Genomic DNA, 23834 nt, shown 5'->3' with positions numbered 1-23834 from the left:
CGACTGCGAACCGTCCGTCCCGGCTCATCCTTGACCAAGGAGGGGATGCCGGCCTACGGCGGGACCGCCTCTCATCCCTTGTCGGCGCACGGCCCCAAGCTGCTCTCGATGGATGATAGATGATGTATCAACTCTTGGCTCCAGGGTGCGCCCGTGGGGCGGACATAGGGTTGGCCTGCATGGTTGACACATCATGTATCTGCCCTAATGTAGGTGAAGTATCAACTACTTGGCCGGGCCGTCACCGACGCGAAGGCCGTGCTGGTCGCCGGAGCCGGCAACCGGCACGGCGCGATGTTCCACCGATTCGGCTCAGGTGCGTCGGCGTGGACGCACACGGCCCTATCTCCCGCGCCGAGAACGACGGTGTCCCGCCAAAGCCCCCAGAACACCGACCCCTGGAGAGGGATCCATGAGCGCTGCAGCGAAGTCCGGACTTGAGGCACTGCTGACGCCCGAGGAGAGCGTCCTCGTGCTGATCGACCACCAGCCGTTCCAGTTCGCCAACCTCCACAGCCACGAACCGTCGATGGTCGTCAACAACGTCCTCGGCCTCGCCAAGACCGCCAAGGTCTTCGACGTCCCGACCATCCTGACGACCGTGCTGGAGGAGCGCGGCGGCTACCTCATCCAGGCACTGCAGGACGTGTTCCCGGATCAGAAGCCGATCAACCGCACGCTCGTCAACACCTGGCAGGACCCCAACGTCGTCGACGTCGTCAAGGCCACCGGCCGCAAGAAGCTGATCATCGCCGGCCTGTGGACGGAGGTCTGTGTGGCCATGCCGGCGATTCAGGCGGCGGGCGAGGGCTTCGAGGTCTTCGTCGTCACCGACGCGTCGGGCGGGGCCTCGGCCGAGACCCACGACATGGCCGTGCGGCGCATGGTCCAGGCCGGCGTGGTGCCCATCACCTGGCTGGCGGTGGCCAGTGAGTTGCAGCGCGACTACGCCCGCGAGAAGACCTTGCCGGGCCTGTCCGAGATGCTGATGCAGCACGCCGGTGGCTCCGGCATCGCCCTCACATGGGAGACGCAGCTGCTGGGAACCCACCTGGGAAGCGGCGCCTGACGTGAGCGGGGGACAGGCTCCTATCCGCATCGGGTACTGCCTGTCCCTGACAGGCCCCCTCGCGGACAACGGCCGGTCGGCCCTCCTCGCCCATGAGATCTGGCGCGAGGACGTCAACGCTCGCGGCGGCCTGCTCGGCCGCCGGGTCGAGTTCGTCCGCTACGACGACCAGGGGAATGCCTCCCTGGTGCCCGGTATCTACGAGCGGCTGATCGACAAGGACGAGGTCGATCTCGTCATCGGTGGTTACGGCACCAACACCCTGCTGGCGGCCATGGGGTTGATAGCGGAGCGGGAGCGCTTCTTCGTCGGGCTCATGGGCCTCGGCGTCAACAACGCGCTCGCCTATCCGAACTACTTCGCCATGATCCCGACCGGACCGGATCCCAACGCCGCGCTCACCGAGGGGTTCTTCGAACTCGCCGCGCGACAGGACCCGCGGGCGGCGACCGTGGCGCTCGTATCGGCCGACGCCGAGTTCTCGCGCAATCCGATTCTCGGCGCCCAGGCCAATGCGGAGAAGTACGGGATCCGGGTCGTCCACGAGGCCACGTATCCGCTCTCGACCGAGGACTTCGCGCCCGTCATCGACGCCGTCGCCGAAAGCGGCGCTGATCTGCTGTTCCTGTGTTCCTACCTGGCCGACTCCATCGGCCTGGCTCGGGCCCTCCGGGCTCACCGCTACCGGCCGCGGATGGTCGGCGGTGCCATGATCGGCCCGCAGAACACGGCGGTGAAGACGACGCTCGGGCCGTTGCTCAACGGATTCGTGAACTACGAGTACTGGGCTCCGGTCCCCACGATGATGTTCCGGGGCGTTCGGGAACTGCTGGACGCCTACCAGGCGCGGGCCGGCGAAGCCGGCGTCGACCTCCTGGGGCATTACATGGCGCCGCTCGCCTACGCCCAGATGCAGGTGGTCGCCCAAGCCGTCGAGGCGACCGGCGGTTTCGACGACGCGAGCCTCGCGGCCTACGCACGCAAGGAGACCTTTCCGACCGTCATGGGCGATGTCCGGTTCGGTGCCAAGGGGGAGTGGTCGCAGCCGCGGGTCCTCCAGGTCCAGTTCCAGGGCATCTCCGGCCATGAGGTCGGGCAGTTCCGGGACGGGTCGCGGCAGATCGTGGTATCGCCGCGGGAATCGTCCTCCGGAGAGCTGGTCTTTCCCTACGCGCAAGCCCTCGCTGCCGGGTAACGGGGCCGATCGCCATGGTCATGACGGGTCGCCGAGTTCTCCGGGTGACCCGTCATGCTCGGCTCGGAGCCCCGGTGACCGGGTGCTCGGCCGCCAGGGACGGCGTTCGCGCCGCCGGCCGCAGGAATGCCGGCGGCGCATCGCCCGGGGGAGCACAGGCACGATGCGTCCCGGCGACGCCGGCATCGAGCGCCGGGCGCATGAACCAGGAACCGGACGAGTGCGTCTCGCTGCCGGCCACTGTGAACGAGGAGAGATGTCGTGGCATGGAGCACCCGTGAACTCGCCGAACTGGCGAACATCAAGGTGAGCGCCATCCGGCACTATCATCGGATCGGGCTGCTCAAGGAACCCGCGCGCCAATACAACGGATACAAGAAGTACGGCGTACTGGATCTCGTGCGCGTTCTCCACATCCGCCGGCTCGCCGACCTGGGAGTCCCGCTCTCCCAGGTCGACGAGTTGACCGACGACCGCGCCAGAGCCCCGGATGTCCTGCGGGAGATCGACGCCGAGCTGGCGTTGGCCATCGAGCGCATCCAGCGGACCCGCGCCGATATCGCGGCCATGCTGCCCGACAGCGCCTCGGTCGACGTGCCCGCAGGATTCGAGCCCATCGCGTCGCGCCTGTCGGCGGCCGACCGCGCGCTGCTCCACATCTACACGCAGCTCTACGACGACGCCGCGATGTCGGACCTGCTGCAGATGATGAAGACCGGCGTCGGCTCCGTCGACGACGACATCGAGGCCTTGCCGGCCGACGCCGACGAGGCGACCCGGCAGAGCCTCGCGAAGCGGCTCGCACCGATCATCGCCGAGAGCCTCAACGACTATCCCTGGCTGAGCGACCCGGCGACGCACCTCTTGAAGAGCGAGCAGGTCACACGGGAGACCTTCATCAAGGCGATCCTCGAGCTGTACAACCCCGCCCAGCTCGACGTGCTCAAGCGCGGCAGCACCCTGGCGCACGAGCAGGTGCGCGCCATGCGGGAAGCCAATGAGGACGCCGAATGACGCGCCGTCAGCCCTTCCCCTTCACCCCGTGGCCGGTGGGCGCCTGGTCGGCAAGCAAAGCGCGGGCGTCGGCGTCGCTGACCAGGATGCGTCCGGTGGGGGTACGGAGGTGGGGCACGCGCCGTTGCTGGACTATCCACCTCCACACCGTGATCCGGCGCACGTTGCAGGCTGCGGCGATCTCACTCGTGCCCCACCACCAGTTCCGTTCCGGGGCCGAGTAGCGCCGGTCCTCGCTGGGCGCGTCGGCCAGCCGTGCCGGTGTGATCGGTGGGGCGGGGTGTACACCCGGGCGGAACGTGTTCGTGCCGCGGTCTCGGCGCGGCAGGGGCTCTGTGGTGTCGGCGTCGGTCATGCCGCCGGCCTCGACGGTGCGGGCGGCTGGGGGAGCTGCTGCCATGACCACCCGCCCAGGCACACCGCGGGGGCGTGGCTGCGGGCGCACGTGCAGTGGGAGAAGGGCTTTCCGCACCCCGTGCAGATGTTGGTCGGGGGGTACTCTGTCATGCGAGAGATCCGTTCGTGTGAGCGAATGGGCGTCGCGTGTCCCGGTCCTGGTCAGGTGTGGGACACGCTCGTGAGGGACCGTCCGGCGGCAACCGTGGCGGTCCCTTCGTCGTGTGCGCTTCCGTCCCCTGCCGGGGCCTGGAACAGGACGGAAACGGCCGTCCGGCCCACAGGGGGACCGGTCCGGCGGAGCCAGCCGCGTGTTTCTGCCCCTCCCTCTCCTGCTGCCGGGTCGGGACGCGCGCGCGGGGTCAGGTACGGGCATCGGGGCCGCGGCGTTCCTCGTCGGCGCGTTCGGCCATCGCGCGGATCTCGGCGCTGTAGAAGCGGCGCGTGTGGGTGAGGGGCCAGCGGATGGACCGGATGATGCCCTGGTTGGCGATCCGGTTTACGAAGCTGCTGCTCCTGCCCAGTAGGCGCGCGGCTTCCTCGACGCCCATGTCCGGCACCACCCACGGTTGACCGGTGGCGGTGGGCGTCGCCGGGGCGAGCCACTGTGCCTCCAGCTCGTGCACGGCATCGGCCACGATGCGGAAGCGCCTGTACAGGGACCGGACGGGAAGGACCCCGTTGTGCACCCAGCGGCGTATGACGCTCTCACCGGCTGCGAGGATGCGCGCGGCCTCGGCGACCGTGTAGGTGTCGTCCCGGGTGCCCTCGGCCGTCACCCGGGTTTCGAGTCGTCGGCTCACGATGCCGGCGAGGTCGGACTCCCGGTAGCAGCGCGGCGTCTGCCCGGGGATGCCGATGCCGGGAAGTGTGCCGCCTACCGCCCAGCGGCGGATGGTCGCGATGGTGACCCCGGCGATCTCCGCGGCCTCGCCTGTGGACACCTCGTCGATGGCGGTGGGCGCTAGGGCTGTCGATCCGGGGTGCACGGCCGCCACGCGCATGACGTCGGAGCGCCGGTAGCGACGCAGCGAGCTTGCGGGGCTGCGGACGACGGGGAGAACGCCTTGATCGGCCCACCTGCGGATGTCGATGGTGTCCACCCACGCGAGATCCGCGGCTTCCCCGACCCACAGCAGGTCATCGCTCTCGGCGGTGAGGGCGTCGAGATCGGCGGCCATGCGGAAGATGGCTTCGCGGTCGAACCAGCGGCGCCCGTCCGGGGCCTGTTCGGTGGGGATGTGGCCCTTGAGAGCCTTGGCTCTGACGGTGCATGGGGCGAGATGCAGGATGCGGGCGACCTCTTCGGGGTGTATGGCGTTGGGGGGAAGGGGCCGCATGGTGGAGGCATCGGCCGCGCTGCGTGCTGCGGTGTGGGCCTGCGATGTGTCGAACATGGGGGGCTTTCCATCTCGGGGGGTTGGGGGTGCCCCCTCCCGCGACCGGGGGCGGGCACGGGAAGGGGCTGCGGTCGGGCGATCGGCGACCCGGCCCGGTGGGCGTCTTTGGGTCAGGTCTGCCAGTTGAGGAGGAAGTACCGGCCTTCGTCGGGGAGCGCCCCCCCACTGGGTGGTGAACGCCTCCATGAGCGCGGTCGCGTACATCTGGGTGTCGGCGTCGGCGACGGTCCGGGGCGCGCGGGTGCGCACGCCGGTGGTGGGGCGGGACTCGACGTAGAGGTGGTCGGCGCCCACCGAGACCGACAGCTTGGCCGCGCCGGTGCGGGCCGTGGTGGCGGTCATGACCTCCGACAGGCACAGCGCCGCCGCGGCGGCCATGTCGTCGGGCATCCCTGCCTCGATGGGCAGGAGCGCGGTGAGCCACGCGCGGGCCTCGGCGATCTCGGCTCCGGCGTGGAAGGTGCGGGCGTGCGTGCTCACATGCGGTGCGTGGGTCGCCATCACGCGCCCACCAGTTCCCCAACGCTGAACGCCCCGGTCTCCCACGCGATGAGTCCTCCGCGCACGACTTCGGCGGGCGGCGAGACGTTGTCGGGGTCCACGACCGGCGCGGGCCGGCGCTGGACACCGGGGCGGATCGGGTCGGGCTGGGGCGGTGGGGAGGAAAGGCGGTGCCGGGCCGCATACCTCCGGTTTCGGGTCCTGGTCCCGGTGTGTGGGGGCCATACGAACCGGACGATCAGCCACAATATGGCGGTAATCTGCATGACGTCATCAGCTCCGAACTGGTGGCCACGCCCCCGGGTGATTCGCCGTCACCGCGGGGGCCTCGCCGTTCAGAGTCGTTCATAAGCGGGGAGATGCGCTATCAACATCAGAAGCTCCCGTTATTTTCGAGATTCGCTGTTCGTTTCCGAACGCTTCCTGAATACTTGTGGCTATGAGTGACTTCACGAGCGCGCTTCGCTCTCTGATTCGACAGTCCGGGATCAGTCAGGCGAAACTTGCGCGAACGGTCGGTTGGTCCCCTGCTCAGATATCGGCGCTGGTGAATGGCAAGGCGAACCCCAAGAGGGATCACGCGGAAGCACTGGACAGGGCGCTTGGCGCTGAGGGTCTGTTGGTGCGCCGCTGGCTTGAGCAGAAGCGGCGCGAGGCCGAGCCGGAATGGATGCAACGGATCTCTGATGTGGAAGACCACGCGGTTGAGATCCGGATCTGCCAGCCGGTCATCATCCCGTTCGTCCTCCAGAGCCCCGACTACACGCGAGCAGTGGTGCGCATGGGCCGTCCGCTGGACACAGACGAGCAGGTGGGCACGATCGTGGACCAGCGCATGCGACGCAATAAGCACCTGCTGCGAAAGGACGGCCCCAAGATCTCTGTGATGGTGCCCGACGCCGTGGTCCGGGCCGCTCCGCAGATAGCCCCCGATGCGCTGTCCCACGTGCTCGACCTGACAGAATCGTCCGTGTGCTTGCAGCTCATCCCCGACGCTGTGCACCTGGCTGCCGCAACAGGAGCGTTCCGCCTCATCAGCTTCGAAGACCGCCTGCCCGTGCTGTTCGCAGAACATGCCATGGGAGGAACGCCCTTCGATCTTCCCCGAGAGGTAGCCGCGTTCAACGCGGCGGCCAACCAGTTGCAGGCATCGGCGCTCAGTCCTGAGGAATCCCGCAAGAGGATCGAGGAACTAACGTGAACGACTTCCACAAATCCAGCTACTCCCACTCTTCCGGTGAGTGCGTAGAGGTTGCAGAGGGCCCGACGACCCTCGTTCGGGACACGAAGCACCGTGACGGCGTGGTCCTCGCCGTGCCCGCGTCGGAGTGGCGTGCGTTGCTGGCCGACCTCGACTCCCTGTAGCGCCCGCGCCCCCTGGCCTCCCCTCCCGTCGACGGCGAATTCCAGGGGGCGTTGCAACACAAGTGATCCACTGGCTGTCGCCAGGAGCTTAGCGAGACGCTCGGCTGGGGTTTCCCAGCCGAGCGTTTTACGTGGCTGGCTGTTCATCTCCGCCGTGACGGCGTCCCGGGTACCCAGACCAAGCCACCGTCCACGACCTGCGCTCCCCGGGCCACAGCATCCGCTCGCTCCGACGTCGGCCGCGCATGGGCACCGGCACCGTGCCCCGCTGTATCCGCGCGCGCTTCTGGGCTCACGCTGGGTAACCGCTCCATGGAAACCGGGCGAGAGCAGCCAAAACGCGAATAGCACCAACTGGATCTCCGCAGCGGGTTGACCATGCTCTAGGAGCATGGTTTTGGCTATCCGTGCGCCCGCTGTTTCGGGGGAACGGAGTAGACGCCGGATCGCGCGTCATGGTCGCGCGCTCGCATGCGCGTAGTCGGCTCGATCCAACTGGTCTGTGACCACCTCCCCGCCCGGGCAGTGCTGCCCCATATGTCGCGAGGAGGAGCGGATATGAGTCTGACTACCAGTACCGAATACGGGATGACGACCGGCAGGGACGCCATGGAGGAGGCCCATGGCGAGTGCAACGCCGTCTACACCAAGGTGGACTTCCTGCGCGACTCGCTGAAGTCGAGCTGGCAGGGCGGCGCGGAGGCGGGCTATGAGACCGCGCTGGTCAAGTGGCTGGAGGAACTCCGGCTCATCGTCAACGGCATGAACAACATGATCGGCACGTTCGGCGGGACCACGCTCGGCATGTTGAACCTGGAGGACGAGAACCTCGTCACCTCCAACGCCTGGATGAGCCAGCTCAACCCCAACCAGAGCGCCTGAACGCCACCTCCCCCTTTTCCATTCTGAACCAGGCCGTCCCCTGGGGCGGATCCGGGAAACGAAACGAGCAGCAGCAAATGAGCGATTTTTCCGTCAAGTATTCGGGCATGGACGATTCGGCGTTCGACCTGCGTGCGCGCACGCAGGAGATCCGCGAATCCCTCGACAAGCTGGCCTCGAAGATGGCCCGGGTCCGCGGCGAGCTCGACGGTGCCACGGCCGAGAACTACGACAACAGCATGGCGCAGTGGCAGCTCAACGTGCAGGACATGGAGTTCCTGCTCACCCGGGCGGAGCAGGCGCTGATCCTGATCCGCGACAACTACCAGAACACCGACAACAAGCTGTCCCTGGAATGGGTCTCGCGGAACATGTAGCCGCCGCCCGCCGGTGACGGGTACGACCGGCCGGCGGGTCGAGGAGTGAGGAGATCGAGTAATGGCGGAGCAGACCGAGATCACTTTCGGGTACCTGCGCAGATTCCGTGATGAAAATATCCAGGGCATGTTGACGGACCTCCGTGATCAGAGAGACAGGCTGAACGCCTACGTCGACGATGAAGTCTCCAAGGATAAGCCGCCGATCAATGGAATTCACTTCGGGAACCCGGAGGTCTTCCCTCAGGCGGGCAATCTCGGCGTCACTCTGAATAACAATGTGCGACTGATTCGCGAGCAGCTCAACGGACTGATCAAGGAGTTCGAGGGGTTGGACTACCGATTGGAAAAGGTGCACATAAGGTTCGAGAACACCGAGGACGACCAGGTGGTGACCGCTCAAGAACTCGCGTACATCATCGACCCCGAGAACGTCGCGCAGGCGCGCAATACCCTCGGCGATGACAGCGGCGAGGATGCCGGCTGATCAGTCAAGATTCACCGGGTCGGACGCCTAACGGTCCGGCGGGAGGTCGCGTGGCGGCGCTGAGGGAGATCGGGTGAGGAGGAGTCATGCCGAAGGGAAATGAAGGGGATATCCCCCTAGAGCAGGATGAGGGGCTGGGTGAAAAGGATCCCGAAAATCCCGATCTCTCAGCGCATCCGGTACCCACTGAACTCCACCATATTATCAACTCCATCTCCGACAAAGGGATGGGCGACCCATACGCGCCGATGATGTCCGCCGGGGACGTCCTGAAGGCCGACTGGTTCCAAAGCTTCAAGTCCGACCAGAAAAGCCCGGACGGACTCACTCATTGGCTGGAGTCGCATCTCGGACCGACCGAACCGACATGGGTCCCGAACCCGGCGGGTGGCCCCATGGGCGGATCGTTTGTCGGGGGCTCCGACGCGAAGACGTACTACTCCGGGATCGCCATAGGAACCTTCTTCAACGAAGACGACGGCCAATCCTTCTTCAAGCATTTGGCCACCAACCTCGGTGGGCCGTGGGCGGGGAAAGACAGCAATACCTTCAGCCCGACGAGAATGGTCGAACTCGAAGCGGTACTCGAGGACGTGGTGGCCCTGGCGAACCGCTCGGCCGACGATGCCGGGGACTGGGTTACCAGTGCCGGCGACGCTCTGAAGGGGGCGACCGGCGACATTTTCGTGGAGCACCTACGCAACTTGCATGCGCGCTTCGATCACCTCGCCACGCAGGTTGCCCCCTACCCTGGTGCTCTCCAGGAAGCCAGGCACACGATCCTCTCCGGTGGCATCATTCTGAATGCAGCTGCCACTCACTGGCTCAAGACCCCCAGGGGGATCCCCTTAAAGGCCATCGACGACTGGTTCGAGCGGAACCGGACGATCGCCACCATCGAACCGGGCGACAAGACCACGTGGATCGGGTTTCTCGGTAAAGCCAACAATCCCGACACGTGGAAGTTCATCCAGGAACTGATCAAAAAAGAGTGGACCGATAACCTGAATGACAACTTCGCTGCAATCGCCTCGGAGACCATGCAGGTGGTCGACAGCCACTACAGAGATGTAGGCGGCGAGCTCACGGCGATCACGGATGCGGAAGGCCTGATGCCGCTCGACTGGTCCGGCGGGAGCGGCGGGGGTGGCGGCTTCGGACCCGACGACGATGACGAGAGTGAGGACAACGACAAATCCGACACCCAGAAGGAGTACGAGGAGCTACTCGAAGATTATTACAAGAATGAGATCGAAAACCTCAACGATCTCATGAATGACGACGACGGCGATGGAGAGGGAAGTGACAACGATGACGACGGCGGGCCGTCCGACTCCCAGAAAGAGTACGAAGAGGCGCTCGATAAGTACTACCAGGACCTGCTAAAGGATCTGGAGAGTGGTCCCGAGAGCAGCGAAGACGACCTCACGGAGGACGGTGGCGGGGGAAATAACGATGGCCCCGACATGGAGGACGAGTACAACAACGCGCTCGACGACTACTACCAGAACTCGATCAACGATCTGAACTCCGGTCCCGAGGGCGGCGGTGGCGACCTCGACGAGGACGGCGGTGGCAACGGCGGTGACGGCCCGGCCTCGGAGGACCGGTTCAACCGGACGCTGGACGACTACTACAACCGGCAGTCCGACGACCTTGAATCGGAGATGAACAGTGGACCGCCTCCGCCGGTCGGTGGCGGCGGGTCTCTGGGCGGTGGCGGAGGCGGGAACAACAACCGCCGGTCGTCGGAGGAGCGCTACAACCGGCAGCTGGACGAGTACTACGACCAGGCCGCCCGCGACCTCGACCGGGACCTGGACTCCGGCCCGAACGGTGGCGGCGGCAGCCTGGGGGGCGACGGTGGCGGAGAGCCGCCCACGGCCGAGGAGTACGAGCGCCGCCTCAACGAGTACTACGAGGAGCAGTCCGGGGGCCTGGACCGGCTGATGGCCGAGTCACCCGACCCCGACGGCGACGGCCGCAACGACGACGGCCAGGCGCTGACCCCGGCGGAGCAGGAATACCAGCAGGCACTGGACGAGTACTCCAAGAATCAGCGCGAGGACCTCGAACAGCTCCGGTCGGGTCCCGAAGGGGGCGGCGGCGACCTCGGTGGCGGGGGCGACGCCGCCGAGTACGAGCAGCACGTTCAGGAGTACGCCGACCAGGAGAAGGCCAACCTCGACCGGCTGCGGGACGACGTCAACGGCATCACCGACGAGAACGGGAACCCCGCGCCGGAGCTGGAGGAGTACCGGCAGCAGCTCAACGACTACTACGACCAGCGCTCCCAGGAGCTGGACGACCTCGTGTCGGGACCGGACTCCGGCGGTGGCGACCTGGGTGGTTCCGGCGGGGACGGTTCGTCGGCGGATGAGTACCAGGACCGCCTGAACGAGTACTACGACCAGCAGGCCGCGGACCTCGAAGAGCGAATGAATTCCGGCCCTGAGGGGGGCGGTGGCGACCTGGGTGGTTCCGGCGGGGACGGTTCGTCGGCGGATGACTATCAGGACCGGCTGAACGAGTACTACGACCGGCAGACGGCCGACCTCGAAGAGCGGATGAATGCCGGCCCTGATGGCGGTGGGCTCGGCGACTCCCTGGGGCGCGACAACGGCGGGGACCAGGAGGGCTCACCTCCGCCGTCGTACTCCATCGGCAACGGGTGGGACAGCCCGGGGTCCAGCGAGGACCCCAACGCTGCGGGCGACCAGCCCGACGCCAACGGCATCACGGGCGGCGGCGGCGACCTGCGCAGCAACCCGCCCGCCGACGAACCCGACACGTTCACCGGCGGGGTCGACAACGGCAATGGCAATGGCCAGGGCGGCGGCAACTTCAGCGGCCTCGGCGGCGGGATGGGGGGCATGGGCGGCGGGATGCCACCCATGATGCCGCCGATGGGCGGCATGGGCGGGGGTATGGGCGGCGGCGCCGGTCAGGGCGAGAACGCGCGCACCCGTGCCGCCTGGATGTCGGAGGACGAACGCGTCTGGGGCACCAGCGCGGGCGAGCGGATCTCGGTGCTGGGCCGCCCCGGCGCCGACGGGAACACGAAGGGAAGTCCAGATGAGTACGTACCCGGAGGAGATCGAGCAGGCGCTCGCACGTCTACGGGAGGACCAGGAGAAGCTCACACAGGCAAGCGCAAGCCTGGCCTCGGCAACCGAAGAGGCCGTCTCCAAGGATCGGGCGATCAGCGCGAAGATCAACGCTGAGGGCCAATTGGTCGAGCTGAAGTTCCGCACCGGCTCCTACAAGTCGATGGCGCCGGCCGAATTGTCGGCGGCCGTCATGGACGTGGTCGAGCGCGCCCGCGACCGGATGCAGGACCGGGTGCTGGAGGCCTACGCCCCCTTCGCACCCGAGGGGACGGACATGGAGGCCGCCCGGGCGGGCGGATTCGACCCCGCCAAGATGATGGCCGATCTCGGCCTCGACAAGTTCGACTTCCCCGGCCCGGGCCGCACCGGCCGCTGACACGCGCGGCCGTCGGCCACATTGACCCGAGACACCCAAAGGGGCCCCAATATGTCCGGCGATTACATGCGCCTGTACACCGAACTGATGGCGAAGGAAGGCTCGATGCTGTATGAGCCGGCTGATCTCGTCGAAAAAATCCGGCAGGAACTCCTCCAGGAAGTAGAGACCCATCGTGTCGCCGCCTGGGGCCACGACGACGAGATCGCCAAAGCAGGCACGACAAATTACGATCCTGTCGTTGAGCAGATGGAGGAATTCTTGTCCGCTTTCGAGGAGGCCCTCAGGGGAACTGCGGACAACTTCGTGCGAAACGCCGGGCTCGGAGACCGGACCGAGGACGGCAACCTGGACGTCACCGAAGGCCTGGACAGCCTGATCAACGGCGGGCCCGGCAACGGGTCCAGGAAGTAGCGGGCAGGCGGTCAGGGATGCGGATTCCGGAGGGGCTGGCGGAGCTCTTCTATTGGTTCACGGGCACGGAGTGGTTCGACGCGGACACAGCGCGGCTCGGCCTGCTGCGCGACGCCCATCTCAGGACCGCCGAGACGCTGGAGGCCGAACTCCCCGAGCTCATCAGATCGGTCACGGGCCGGATGCGCTCGACCTTCGACGCCAAGTTCGCCGATGACTTCTCCGAGGCGATGGGTCAGTTCATCTCCGGGAAGAACAACTATGTCCAGGCCGGCGCCGACGCGAACAAAGAGACCGCCAAGTTCCTGACCGATACGATAGAGCAGGTCGAGTACACGCAACGCACGATCTTAGGGCAGCTCGTCCAGCTCTTCCTAGAGATCCAAATGGCCATCTTCATGGCCAAATTCACCTTCGGTGCCACCGCGCTCAAAATCCCCTTCCTCAGGCGGCTCGGAAACCTGCTGGCCCAGAGGATCATCCTCTTCCTGATCAACTGGCTGCTGACGCAGTTGGTGATCAGCGTCTCCTTCTCGATGACGCTGGACCAGGTCGTCCAGCGATCCCTGATTGAGCAGGGACTCGCCAAGGGCAATAACAAGGACTTCACCAGGGACGCGGGCCTCGGCGGCATCTTCGACGGCTTCTTCGGGGCCGTGTTCGGCGCGCTCGGCAGTGGGCTCAGCCACTGGATCAGCAACAACTTCGGCGACATCCTCAAGCTCAACCTGCGCGACGGAGGACCGGACCCCACGCCGACCCCGAACACCATCAGAGGGCTCGGAGACGACATTCCGGCTCCGCCACCGCGCAACGCTGTCGACGCGCCGAACGGCAGCCCGTCGCCGGACGGCGGCCCCGCGCCCAAGTCGGACCGCGACGTCGAGACCGGCCCGTCAGGCGGTCCGGGGCGCAACCCCGATGACGTCCCCGGGGGCGGGCCGGTCCCCGTTCCGCCGCCGGTCCGTGGGGCCGACGGGAGCCCGCTGCCTCCGGTGCGCGACACTCCGCCCCCGCCGACGCGCGATGCCCCGCCTCCGCCCGGCGGTCGCGAGGGAGTGCCCGAGCCTCCGCCCGGCGCCGGCGGGCGCGACCTTCCGCCGAACCTCGTCGATGACGTGTCCCGCGTGTTCTCCCGCAACGTCGAGGACCTGATGGGGCCGGTGGGGCCCCGCCCGCGCCCGTGGGACAACGTGGCCACCGTGAACCGGTTCCGCGACGACATGGGCACGGTCTTCGCCAACAACTTCGGCGATCAGATCGGCCGCGATGCCGCTCGCGACCTGGGGCGCGACTACGCTGGCGCCTTCGCTGCGAACTGGGGCCGGCACGACATCGGCGATGCACTGGCGCGGGTCCTCGACGACGTCCCCGGCGGCCCGGCCGGCCGGCTGTCGCCGGAGGTGAACCAGTTCCTGTCGCGGAACCTGCCCGAGGGGATCGGTTCCAGTCTGTCGGAATTCGCCGGGAACTGGCGGCGCATGGCCGCGGAACTCGTCATCAACCCCGCGGAGGGCGCGGCGACCAACGTCTTGGCCGAGGGCACCACCAACGTGGCCGTCTCCCCGGAGCACAAGTTCGTGGTGACCGGCGGGACCCCCGTCGCCGGGGCCTTGAACTCGCTGGGCGCCATGGCCGGCACGGCCGGTGGGATCAAGTTGCTGGACGGGGTGGAGAACCTGTTCTCGTCCACGCCCGGCGGGCCCGGTGCCCCCACACCGCCGCCGGCCATGGAGTCCGACCCCACAACGGGCTCCGGCGCTCTTGGAGCGTCCGGCGACGGCGGCGGGCCCGCCGACCGTAACGGTTGGGGAGGCAACGGGGGGCAGGGCGGGGACCGCGGCAACGGGCCGCACGACCGGCAGGGCCCGGCCGACGATGAGGGCATCGGCGGAGCCCGGGACCGACTCGACCTCCGTGAGAGCGACGACCTCGCCGACGACGCCCCCGACGCGGGCCCTGGACACAGGGACCTGCCGGGCACCGGCGACAACGCGCGCTCCACCTTGCCGCCGGGGCCCCTCGTGCATCCGGCCCCGCCGCCCGGCGACCCCGCGGCCCAGGACATCCCGAGCCGGCCTCCCGGCCTAGAGGACTCGCCCACACCCGTGCGCGAGAACGACCCCGGCGTGGCCGTGATCCCGCCCGCCGGCCTACCGGGAGACGGGGACGCCCGCGGCGTGGACACCCCTGCCGCCCCGCCCCGGACGTCCACCGAGTCCCCGGCGCCGCCGCCGAGCGAGGACGCTCTCGCGGACGGGGCCCTCGTAGAGGGCCCCGACGAGGTCGCCGGGGCCCCGCAGGGCAACGGCGACGGGGGGCAGCGTCCCGTCGGCGACGTCCCCATCGCCCCGGTCGGATTCGCGGGCACCCCGCCCCCCGCGTCGACAGCCCCGCCCGCGCAGGGCGCGGACGGCGCGGGAGCCCCGCGGCCCAACGCCACCGCCCCACGCGCCGGCGCCGACAACGGTGCGCCGCGTGGTGAGGGCGCGTCGGCGACCGCACCCCGGCCCGCACCGGGCGAGGAGGGTGCGCCCGGCGTCGCGGACGACGCCGCCGTCGTGACCACGGAGAATAGGCAGGACGGGACGCTCCTGCCGGAGGGGTCGCCGACCCCGGAGACGGCCCCCACCCCGTTGGCGAAGGAGTTCGCCGAGGCCCTGACCCCTCCGGTCACGGAGAGCGCCGACCAGCCCCGGATGGACACCGGGGCGGATCAGCAGGTCCCGGACCTGGCTGCGGACGATGCCGTGGCCGATGCCCGCGAAGAGGCGACCCGGTTGCGGGCCATTGCCGATGCCGCGAGGACGCGTGCGCAGGAGATGGCCGCCGGGGCCGAGTCCGAATCCGTCGTGCAGGAGGCGCAGGCCGCCGCGCGCGCCGCGGAGATCGCGGCTGATGATGCGGAGTACTTCGCCGATTTGGCCGAGGTGGATGTGCGCACCGCCGAAGAGCGCTTGGAGAACGCCCGCCGGGCGGCGCGGGCCGCCGAGCGGCACGCCGCCGACCTCGCCCGGGAATCGTCCCCCGAAGCCGAGGCCGACGAGCGGACAGTTATCGACGACGCCGCCGACGATGCCGGGAACCCGTATGACAGCCTGTCGGTGAAGTCGCCGGCCGTCTCCGAGCCTGTTGATCCCGATGCCCCGTTGCACGGGAAGCCGTTCACACCGCTGGATCTTTCGGCCCTCATCGGTCCCAAGCAGGAGTCGGGGGACGGGCCGGTCCTCCCGGGCGGGCTCGCTGACCCCTACGGTCAGTTCTTCGGGGGGCAGTCGCCGCTTCAGGTCTTCATGGCGGGCCAGCGTCGGCGCCGCCCTCGCCGCTACGCCGACGCCACGCAATACATGCAGCCCGGACCTTCGTCCCAGGAAACCGGATACCCGGCGACCTTCCCCGCTGAAACGCAGATCCCCCAGAACACGGAACCCGAGCACTCCGAGCAATCCCAGTACCCCCAGCAATCGCCGTACTCCCAAGACACCGGGCAATCCCAGTACTCCCAGTACTCCGCCGGGTCCTACGACGCCTCGGCGGTAATGCACGACCAGCAGCCCGAAGCTTCGTCCCGGGAAACCGCGCAGGCCCAGGTCGATCGGTCCGAAGTGCTTGAGCGGTGGAACGGGACCTTCGAGGGCATCGAGGACCTCTCCGCCGGCATCCAGGACCTCGTCGCCGCCGCCGCATCGGGGCCCGTGCACCGGCAGGTGTTCGACGACCAAGGTGACGACGGCCGCACCGAACTCGTGCACTTCGCCAATGGCGCACAGGCGGTCCACAAGGACATCGAGACGAGATGGGACCGCAGCAACCGCGCCGACGCCGAACACCTCGCCTCACTGGTCGGGCGCTCCATCGGCGCCAACGTCCCCGGTGTCCTCCGGCTCGGCGAGAACGACCTCTACATGCACTTCATGTACGGCGAATCGGGGTTCACGCACTTCGGCAACCCGGAGTCCCCCCTCACCCACACGCGCGACGGGCATGTTCTGGGCCTGCTCGACGTGCTGATCGCCAACGGCGACCGCAGCCCCGGGAACTGGCTGGACCAGGGCAACGGCCGCGTCGCGGGTATCGACCACGCCAGGGCGTGGCTCTTCACACCCGAAGACCCCACCGACCTGGAGGGAATGCGCCACACCGACTCCATGCGGCCGTTCTACGACTTCGACCAGAACAGGTGGATCGCCAACCCGCTGACCCAAGCCGACATCGAGTGGCTGGGGCCGCGGCTGGACCGGCTGCGTCCCGAGTTCGAGCGCCTGGGCCGGGCCGCGTGGTTCGACGAGATGATGGCGCGCTTGGACATGCTGGCCCGCAACGCGCGGGGGACGACCGGCCTACTGGGGCAGGACACCGATCTCCCCGGTTCTCGCCGTGATGACGACCCGCCCGCGCCCGGGGGCGGGCGGGGTGGGTCCTCTTCTGCCGGGCCCGCGTCGGGCTCCGGGGGAGGTACCCGGCGGCCGGGCCACGGGTCGGGTCATGGGGGCGATTCCCGGCATTGGTACTCGGGTTCGGGCGGGTATCGCAGGCACGATGTCAGTGAAGCACCGCTTCAGGACTCCATAACCGCGGATCGGCAGGTCCCGGACCTGGTTGCGCATGACGCCGTCGCCAATGCCCGCGAGGAGGCGGCCCGGTTGCGGGCGGTTGCCGATGCCGCGAGGACGCATGCGGAGGAGGTGGCAGCTGGGGCGGAGGCCGACTCCGTCGTGCGGGAGGCGCGGGCGGCCGCGCATGCCGCTGAGGTCGCGGCCGATGATGCGGAGTACTTCGCCGATTCCGCTGAGATGAACGTGAGCAGGGCCGAGGAGCGCGTGGAGGACGCCCGCCGGGCGGAGCGGGCCGCCGAGCGGCACGCCGCCGACCTCGCCCGGGACTCGTTCCCCCGAGCCGAGGCCGACGAGCGGGCAGTTGTCGACGGCGCCGCCGATGATGCCGGGAGCCCGTACGACAGCCTGTCGGTGAAGTCGTCGGCCGTCTCCGAGCCTGTTGATCCCGATGCTCCGGTGCACGGGAAGCCGTTCACACCGCTGGATCTTTCGGCCCACGTCGATCCCAAGCAGGCATCGGGGGACGCGCCGGTCCTCCCGGGCGGGCTCGCCGACCCCTATGGTCTGTTCTCCTGGGGGCAGTCGCCGCTTCAGGTCTTCATGGCGGACCGTCACCGCTACGGCTACGGCTACGGCGCCGATGGCTACGGCGCGGACCCCGGCCCCTCCGGCCAATACCAAGGTGCGGACGGATACGACAACCCCGCTGAAGCCTCGGGCCCGCAGTACCCCGCCGGGACGCAGATCTCCCAGTTCGCAGCCCCTCAGTACTCCCGGTACTCCACGCAGGACCAGTACACCCAGTACCCGACGGCCGACCAGTACACCCCACACTCCACTGGGCCTTACGACGCCTCAGCACTGACGCACTACCAGCAGCCCGCGGCTTCGACCGCGGAAACCGGGCAGGCCCCCTACTCCGCGTACTACGGCGCCCCCGACCAAGGCCACGCGCCCACGGCGCCCCCGCAGTCCCGGCAACCCGCGGGCAGCCACACCCAGGCGGGACCCGCCAGATGGCACGGGTCCTACAACGGGATCGACGACCTGGTCGCCTCCGCGCACACCGGAATCGCCCAACGATGGGCGTTCGGCGAGGGAGGAGGCGAGGGCGAACTCACCGAACTCGTGCGGTTCGCAGATCGGGATGGCACGCTGGCGGTCCACAAGGTCACCGAGAACACCGAACTCACCGCGGACCCCGAAGCCGACCCCGAGGACGTCGCCAACGAGTCGGCGTCGGCCCGCCAGCGCGCCGACGCCGAGCAGCTCGCCTCGCTGGTCGGCCGCGCCATCGGCGCCGACGTTCCCGGCGTCTACCGAGTCGGCTACAACGAGTTGTACATGCACTACATGGCCGGCAGGTCAGGGGAGGAGCTGGGCGGCCGGCTCGGCCCTTTGCTGACCGGGACGGCGTCCGGGCGCAGATTGGGGCTGCTGGACATCCTCATCGGCAACAGCGACCGCAACCCCGGAAACGTGCTGTACACCGACCACGGGACGGTCATCGGCATCGACCACGGCGGTGGCTGGACCCTCGTGGACGACGAGCCCTACGATCCCAACGATCCACCGGACCTGAGCGAGACTCGCCACACGACGGCGATGGAGACCTTCTACGACTTCGCGAACGACCAGTGGATCGCCAACCCGCTGACCCGGGCCGACATCCAGTGGCTGGGTACCCGGCTCACCTCGCTGCGACCCGAGTTCGAGCGCCTGGGCCGGACCGACTGGTTCGACGGGATGATGGCGCGCTTCGGCATGCTGGCCCGCAACGCGCGGGGGACCGCGGGCCTGCTCGTGGAGGACAGCGGTCCTCCTCGTTCTCGCCGTGATGACGACCCGCCCAGGGGCGGTCAGGGCGGGTCCTCTTCGGGCCGGGGCGCGTCGGGTTCCGGGGGAGGTACCCAGCGGCGGGACCACGGGTCGGGCCATGGGGGCGACTCCCGGCATTGGCACTCGGGTTCGGGCGGGCATCGCAGGCACGATGTCAGCGAGGCACCCCTTCAGGACTCCACGACCGCGAATCAGCGGGTTCCGGACTTGGCTGTGCACGACGATGCCGCCGATGCCCGTCGGGAGGCGGTGGAGCTGCGGGCGGTTGCCGATGCCGCTCAGGAGCGTGCGCAGGAGGTGGCCGCTGGGGCCGAGGCCGAATCCGTCCGGGGGGAGGCGCAGGCCGCCGCCCATGCTGCCGAGATCGCGGCCGACGATGCGGAGTACTTCGCCGATTTGGCCGAGGTGGAAGCGCGCACCGCCGAAGAGCGCGTGGAGAACGCCCGCCGGGCGGCGCAGGCCGCCGAGCGGCACGCCGCCGACCTCGCCCGGGAATCGTCCCCCGAAGCCGAGGCCGACGAGCGGGCAGTTATCGACGGCGCCGCCGACGATGTCGGGAGCCCGTATGACAGCCTGTCGGCGAAGTCGCCGGCCGTCGCCAAGGCGGCTGATCCTGATGATTCGTGGCGCGGGAATCCGCCGACGTCGTTGGAGCTTTCGGCCCTCATCGGTCCCAAGAAGGCATCGGGAGACGCTCCGGTTCTTCCGGGTGGGCTCGCCGATCCCTATGGTCTGTTCTCCGGGGGGCAGCCGCCGCTTCAGGTGTTCATGGCGCTCGGCGGCGAGGGGGCGTCCTCTCCCTTCCAGCTGACCCGGCCGCTCCCCGGCGCCTCTGGCGATGACTCCGGTGGTCAGGCGCGGCCATCAGCTGGTGACGACAGCACGAGGATCTCTGTGACGGCCCTGGAAGGGGAGGATCGCACCATTGTCGCCCTCATCGGGGAGCAGGGTGAGGGGGAGCGCGACCCCATCAATAGCGTCTTTCGGCAGATGGCCAGAATAACGGAGACCCAGGTCGACAGCCGTCTTGGCAACATCCGTAGCAGGGTGGGGGCGCAGGACAACGCCGCCCTGGGGCGGATGGCCCGCGAGAGCGGGCTCAAGCCCGAGGCCCGCTATCTCCGCGCTACGCCCATTGTCCTTGTCACGGACCTGGATGGGGAGGATCGCACCATGGCCGCCCTCCTCGGGCAGCAGCAGGGCGAGGGGGGGCGCGTCTCCGTCAACAGCGTCTTTCGGCAGATGGCCGGAGTGTCGTTGAGTACGGTCCGTAGGCGCCTTGGCAACATCCGTAGCAGGGTGGGGGCGCAGGACAACGAGGCCCTGGGGCGGATGGCCCACGCGGCCGAGCTGGTGCCCGAGGCCCGCTACCTCCGTGTCCCCACCGGCGGCCAGACCACTACCGCGGGCGCGGTCCCCGAGTCCGCGTCCCACGAGGTCACCAGCCCCGATCCTGAGAACCTGCCTGATGCCGGCGATGTCGTGAGTGGTCCCGGTGATGGCGAGGTCGGCCGTGTCCTGGTGGCCCCGCCTGCGCAATGGTTCGGCCGTGACCCGGACCAGGATCCCGGCGGGGGCATGGGCAACAACGTCCGTGCAAGGGACGACGAGGCGGCCGATCAGTGGGCGCGGATGCACCTGCCGATCGTGGAGACCGTGGCGGGGGCGGTGTCTGGGGTGGAGGGTGCCCACGTCCTGGGTATCACCGCCAACCAGGCCGGATCCTTCCTGGAGTACACCGGTTATGTCGGCGGCATGGTCGATGAGGGGCTGGCCGGCGGCTATGTCGTACCCGATGACCGCGACGATTTCGCGTGGATCGTCGGCGATATCGATACGGTTCTGGGGTCGGCGGCGCTGCCGGTGGCGGTCACCGTGCACCTGGGGGCCGGGGCGGGGTTGCTAGAGCGATTGGGTATCGACCCCCACCGTCCCCTTGATGCCGCCGTGGGCACGGTGGCGGATGTTCCGCACTACCTCGCCGGCACGTTCGGTTCACGCGCGGTCGAGGATGCGTGGGCCTATGTGATGGTCCGCGTCCCTGGGGGGTTCCCGGCCGTCCACGTGGCCGGGGAGCCGGCCGACGGGCCAGGGCGTGTGCTGGTGGCGCGGGGGTCGCGTCTTGTCGTCCATGCCGTCTACCGGCATGCCGGTGAGCGTGTCCCGGGTGGGGGTGTGGGGGACCTGTTGTTCGTGGAGGCCGAGGTCGTGCCCGCGGGGTGGGTGCCTATGCCGGGCTGGGTGCCCAGCCCTTCCGGCGATGCCTACCACGGCTACCAGGTGGTCGCTGATACCACTTCGCGGGAGCAGGACGCTTTCAGCGGCGGCTTCGGTGACTGGGGGACAGCGGGCGAATCCGGCGTCGGTGGTGACATTGACCGTGCCATTAGCGAGGACCCTTTTGCTGTCCTGGATGCAGCGGGCGTATTGGATGACGCGGAGGACATTTTCGGCGGTGCCGGCCGGGGGGAGGTGTCCGGCTCCCTTCCCCCTGCCGTCGACGACCTTTACGGCTTCTTGGGCGATGCGGGCGCTGGTGCGCGCCATACCACGGACTTGGGAGACCTGCCCGATGCGCCTGACGATGCGGACCGCGGCTCCTCCGATGCCAGCGACAGCGACGACCTCTATGGCGTCTCCGACGACGAGGGTCGCGATGGCATCCGGTCCCGGGCACCGGAACCGGCCCGATCCGCCGACTATGCCCTCGGCCGTGGTGGCGATCCCGAAAGCCTTCCCGACGCCCCTGCCGCCCTGGCCCCGGTCAGGGAACTCACCGCCGAGCAACTAGAGCGGGCTCTCGTCGGCATCAGTAAGCTGAGCAACCGCGAATTCGACTTCTTCGTGGCTTTGGGGGCCGGGCGCACCGACGAGGACATCAGGACCGGACTCGATATCCGGACGCGCCAAGCTTTCTTCGCCCTCATGGAGGGGGTCACGGGTTCTCTCGGTGTGGAGGGCCGCGAACAGGCGGTCGCCGTAGCTCGTGCCGCCGGACTGACCGATGACTCCGTCCCCACCGATCTGACACCCCAGAAGCGACAGGAACGGGCCCTCATACGGGTCGGCACCCTGGACGACGACGGGCGTCGGCTCTTGAACCTCCTGCCCAAGAGAGACAGGGATATCGCCCAGGAGTTCCGCTCGACCCGCATCGGGGCCAAAGACCGCGTCAGCAAGCTCGTTCACCGCCTTGGGGTGCTGGACCGCGCCGAAGCGATCTCCGTCTCCCACGCCGCCGGACTGGCTCAACTCACCGCCGAGCAAATAAGCCGGGCTTCGGACAAGATTAACGACCTGAACGACAGGGATGTCGAAGTCTTGCGGGATCTGGGGGCCCGGCGGGATATCGACAAGATCCACAAGCGCCTGAAGAAGCGCGGAGGCTCAGCCCTCAAGAAGGAGTCGGTCGCCAGATACGTCCGGGAGGTCGTCCGTACCTTGGGGGTGAACAACGCCGCCGAGGCGGGCGCCGTCGCCCGCGCCGCCGGCCTTGCCCCTGCCACCGCCGACAGCGGCCAGGCGTCCGCCACAGCCGCAGCAGCCGACCCCGAGCCCATCGTCGTCGACGACGATTCCGACTCCGATTCCGACGATGACGACGGGGACTTCGGTGATTTCCTCGGCGGTGAGGGTGGTCCCGGCCCCGGGCGTGGCCCGGATGATGACGGTCCTCCGGCTCCCGCGGCGGCGGGCGGACAGGGCGGATCCTCCTCAGCCGCCGGCCGGCGCACCGGTCCTACAGGCGGCGGCGGTGGCCGCACGGGCGGCGCTGGCTCGGGTCGAGGCGGCTCCTCCGCCGATCACCGTAAGGACGACGTCCGCGGCACCTCCGACGGCCTCTCCGACGGGCGGGGCCCGGTCGGCGCCGAGGCGGGCGCCGTCTCCTTCGCGTTGGAGCGGCAGGTGCCGTTGCCTCCGTCTCCCGCCCCCGCCCGGTCGGTATCAGGGTCTGCCACCACCGCTGGCGAGTTCCCGCATCCCCCAGAGGTGTCGCGGTCGGCGCACGGCCAGGGCCTTGCTGAGCTGTTCAGCAGCGAGCTCAATCGTGAGGCCGCCACGTCGCGGGGCCCGGCCACCGAGCCGGAGGCACGGGCTGAGGTGACCGGTGCCGCGTCCGAGGGGAGCGATAACCGCGCCGTGCCCCCGGCACACCAGACCCCGCTCCTCGCCGATGACCCGCGAGACGGTCACGACCCCGACGACTCCAGCCACGACGACCTGTTCGCCCCTTCGCAGGCCGCCGCGCGCGCCGCGGAGGTCGCGGCTGATGATGCGGAGTACTTCGCCGATTTGGCCGAGGTGGAGGCGCGTACCGCCGAGGAGCGCGCCGAGAATGCCCGCCGGGCGGCGCAGGCCGCCGAGCGGCACGCCCACGACCTGACTCGGGACGTGTTCCCCGAAGCCGCGGTCGAGGAGCGGGGCGGTATCGACGGTGCTGCCGACGATGTGGGGGGCGCGAATGTCAGCCTGTCGGTGAAGTCGCCGTTCATCTCCGAGCCTGTTGATCCCGATGCCCCGTTGCACGGGAAGCCGTTCACACCGCTGGATCTTTCGGCCCCCTTCGATCCCAAGAAGGCATCGGGGGACTCTCCGGTTCTTCCGGGTGGGCTCGTCGATCCGTTCGGTCTGTTCTCCGGGGGGCAGTCGCCGCTTCAGGTGTTCACGGCGCTCGGCGGCGAGGGGTCGTCCTCCCCTCTCCAGCCGACCCGGCCGCCCGGAGCGGCCTCTGCCCAGGCGGGACCGACTCAGGGGCGAGGGCCCTCCCAGGCAACAGGAGCACCTGCTCCCTTCGGGGTTCCTTCCCAGATCCGTCCGGCGGAGTTCAGGCCGAGCCAGGACACGGGCGAGGG

Annotated in this window: 14 protein-coding genes (1 of these 14 running past the window's edge); 12 read left to right on the top strand and 2 right to left on the bottom strand. The window is 68.7% G+C overall.

Annotated features, from left to right (window positions below; translation table 11 throughout):
• The first annotated feature begins 412 nt into the window (after positions 1 to 412).
• The 3 genes from ACFO4E_RS16345 (at position 413) to ACFO4E_RS16335 (ending at position 3278) form a co-directional block, all read left to right on the top strand.
• The gene (locus ACFO4E_RS16345) at positions 413 to 1069 is read left to right on the top strand and encodes a hydrolase (protein ID WP_378533056.1); all 657 of its coding nucleotides are present in this window, start codon (positions 413 to 415) and stop codon (positions 1067 to 1069) included.
• 1 nt (position 1070) lies between these two features.
• Positions 1071 to 2264, top strand: coding sequence for an amino acid ABC transporter substrate-binding protein (locus ACFO4E_RS16340; RefSeq protein WP_378575738.1), 1194 nt, complete (start codon positions 1071 to 1073; stop codon positions 2262 to 2264).
• Positions 2265 to 2525: 261 nt separating this feature from the next.
• Positions 2526 to 3278, top strand: coding sequence for a helix-turn-helix domain-containing protein (locus ACFO4E_RS16335; protein ID WP_378575735.1), 753 nt, complete (start codon positions 2526 to 2528; stop codon positions 3276 to 3278).
• 7 nt (positions 3279 to 3285) lie between these two features.
• Here the strand turns inward: ACFO4E_RS16335 and ACFO4E_RS16330 are convergent, their stop codons facing one another.
• Both ACFO4E_RS16330 and ACFO4E_RS16325 read right to left on the bottom strand, forming a co-directional pair.
• Positions 3286 to 3678: a MerR family transcriptional regulator gene (locus tag ACFO4E_RS16330; RefSeq protein ID WP_378575732.1), complete on the bottom strand. Its 393-nt coding sequence runs from the start codon at positions 3676 to 3678 to the stop codon at positions 3286 to 3288.
• 358 nt (positions 3679 to 4036) lie between these two features.
• Entirely contained in the window at positions 4037 to 5554 is a 1518-nt protein-coding gene (locus ACFO4E_RS16325; protein WP_378575730.1) for a helix-turn-helix domain-containing protein, read from the bottom strand.
• Positions 5555 to 6014: 460 nt separating this feature from the next.
• On the opposite strand from ACFO4E_RS16325, the gene ACFO4E_RS16320 reads away from it, so the two are divergent.
• The 9 genes from ACFO4E_RS16320 to ACFO4E_RS16280 form a co-directional block, all read left to right on the top strand.
• Positions 6015 to 6776 carry a helix-turn-helix domain-containing protein gene (locus ACFO4E_RS16320; RefSeq protein ID WP_378575727.1) on the top strand — a complete coding sequence of 254 codons (762 nt, stop codon included), beginning with the start codon at positions 6015 to 6017 and terminating at the stop codon, positions 6774 to 6776.
• On the top strand, positions 6773 to 6940 hold the full coding sequence (locus ACFO4E_RS16315; protein ID WP_378575724.1) for a DUF397 domain-containing protein: 168 nt from the start codon (positions 6773 to 6775) through the stop codon (positions 6938 to 6940). Before ACFO4E_RS16320 ends, ACFO4E_RS16315 begins: the two co-directional genes overlap by 4 nt.
• Positions 6941 to 7498: 558 nt before the next feature.
• Positions 7499 to 7822, top strand: a complete 324-nt coding sequence (locus ACFO4E_RS16310) for a hypothetical protein (protein ID WP_378575721.1) — start codon at positions 7499 to 7501, stop codon at positions 7820 to 7822.
• Positions 7823 to 7899: 77 nt separating this feature from the next.
• Complete coding sequence (locus ACFO4E_RS16305; RefSeq protein WP_378575718.1) at positions 7900 to 8199, top strand: WXG100 family type VII secretion target; 300 nt, start codon at positions 7900 to 7902, stop codon at positions 8197 to 8199.
• Positions 8200 to 8260: 61 nt separating this feature from the next.
• Positions 8261 to 8686 carry a hypothetical protein gene (locus ACFO4E_RS16300; RefSeq protein ID WP_378575715.1) on the top strand — a complete coding sequence of 142 codons (426 nt, stop codon included), beginning with the start codon at positions 8261 to 8263 and terminating at the stop codon, positions 8684 to 8686.
• 86 nt (positions 8687 to 8772) lie between these two features.
• Positions 8773 to 11910, top strand: a complete 3138-nt coding sequence (locus ACFO4E_RS16295) for a hypothetical protein (protein WP_378575712.1) — start codon at positions 8773 to 8775, stop codon at positions 11908 to 11910.
• Positions 11846 to 12172: a YbaB/EbfC family DNA-binding protein gene (locus ACFO4E_RS16290; protein ID WP_378575870.1), complete on the top strand. Its 327-nt coding sequence runs from the start codon at positions 11846 to 11848 to the stop codon at positions 12170 to 12172. Before ACFO4E_RS16295 ends, ACFO4E_RS16290 begins: the two co-directional genes overlap by 65 nt.
• Positions 12173 to 12223: 51 nt before the next feature.
• A complete protein-coding gene (locus ACFO4E_RS16285) occupies positions 12224 to 12586 on the top strand; it encodes a hypothetical protein (RefSeq protein ID WP_378575709.1) in 363 nt (120 codons plus the stop codon).
• 17 nt (positions 12587 to 12603) lie between these two features.
• Positions 12604 to 23834, top strand: the 5' end (the start) of a protein-coding gene (locus tag ACFO4E_RS16280) for a hypothetical protein (protein ID WP_378575706.1). Its footprint extends 18955 nt past the window's final position; only the first 11231 of its 30186 coding nucleotides appear in the window; it begins with the start codon at positions 12604 to 12606; its stop codon lies off the right edge, out of view.

The organism is Nocardiopsis mangrovi, assembly GCF_042653925.1.
In the GTDB taxonomy this organism is placed as follows: domain Bacteria; phylum Actinomycetota; class Actinomycetes; order Streptosporangiales; family Streptosporangiaceae; genus Nocardiopsis_B; species Nocardiopsis_B mangrovi.
The sequence above is the reverse complement of the archived record's forward strand: the minus strand, read 5'-3'. Positions and strand labels throughout refer to the sequence as shown.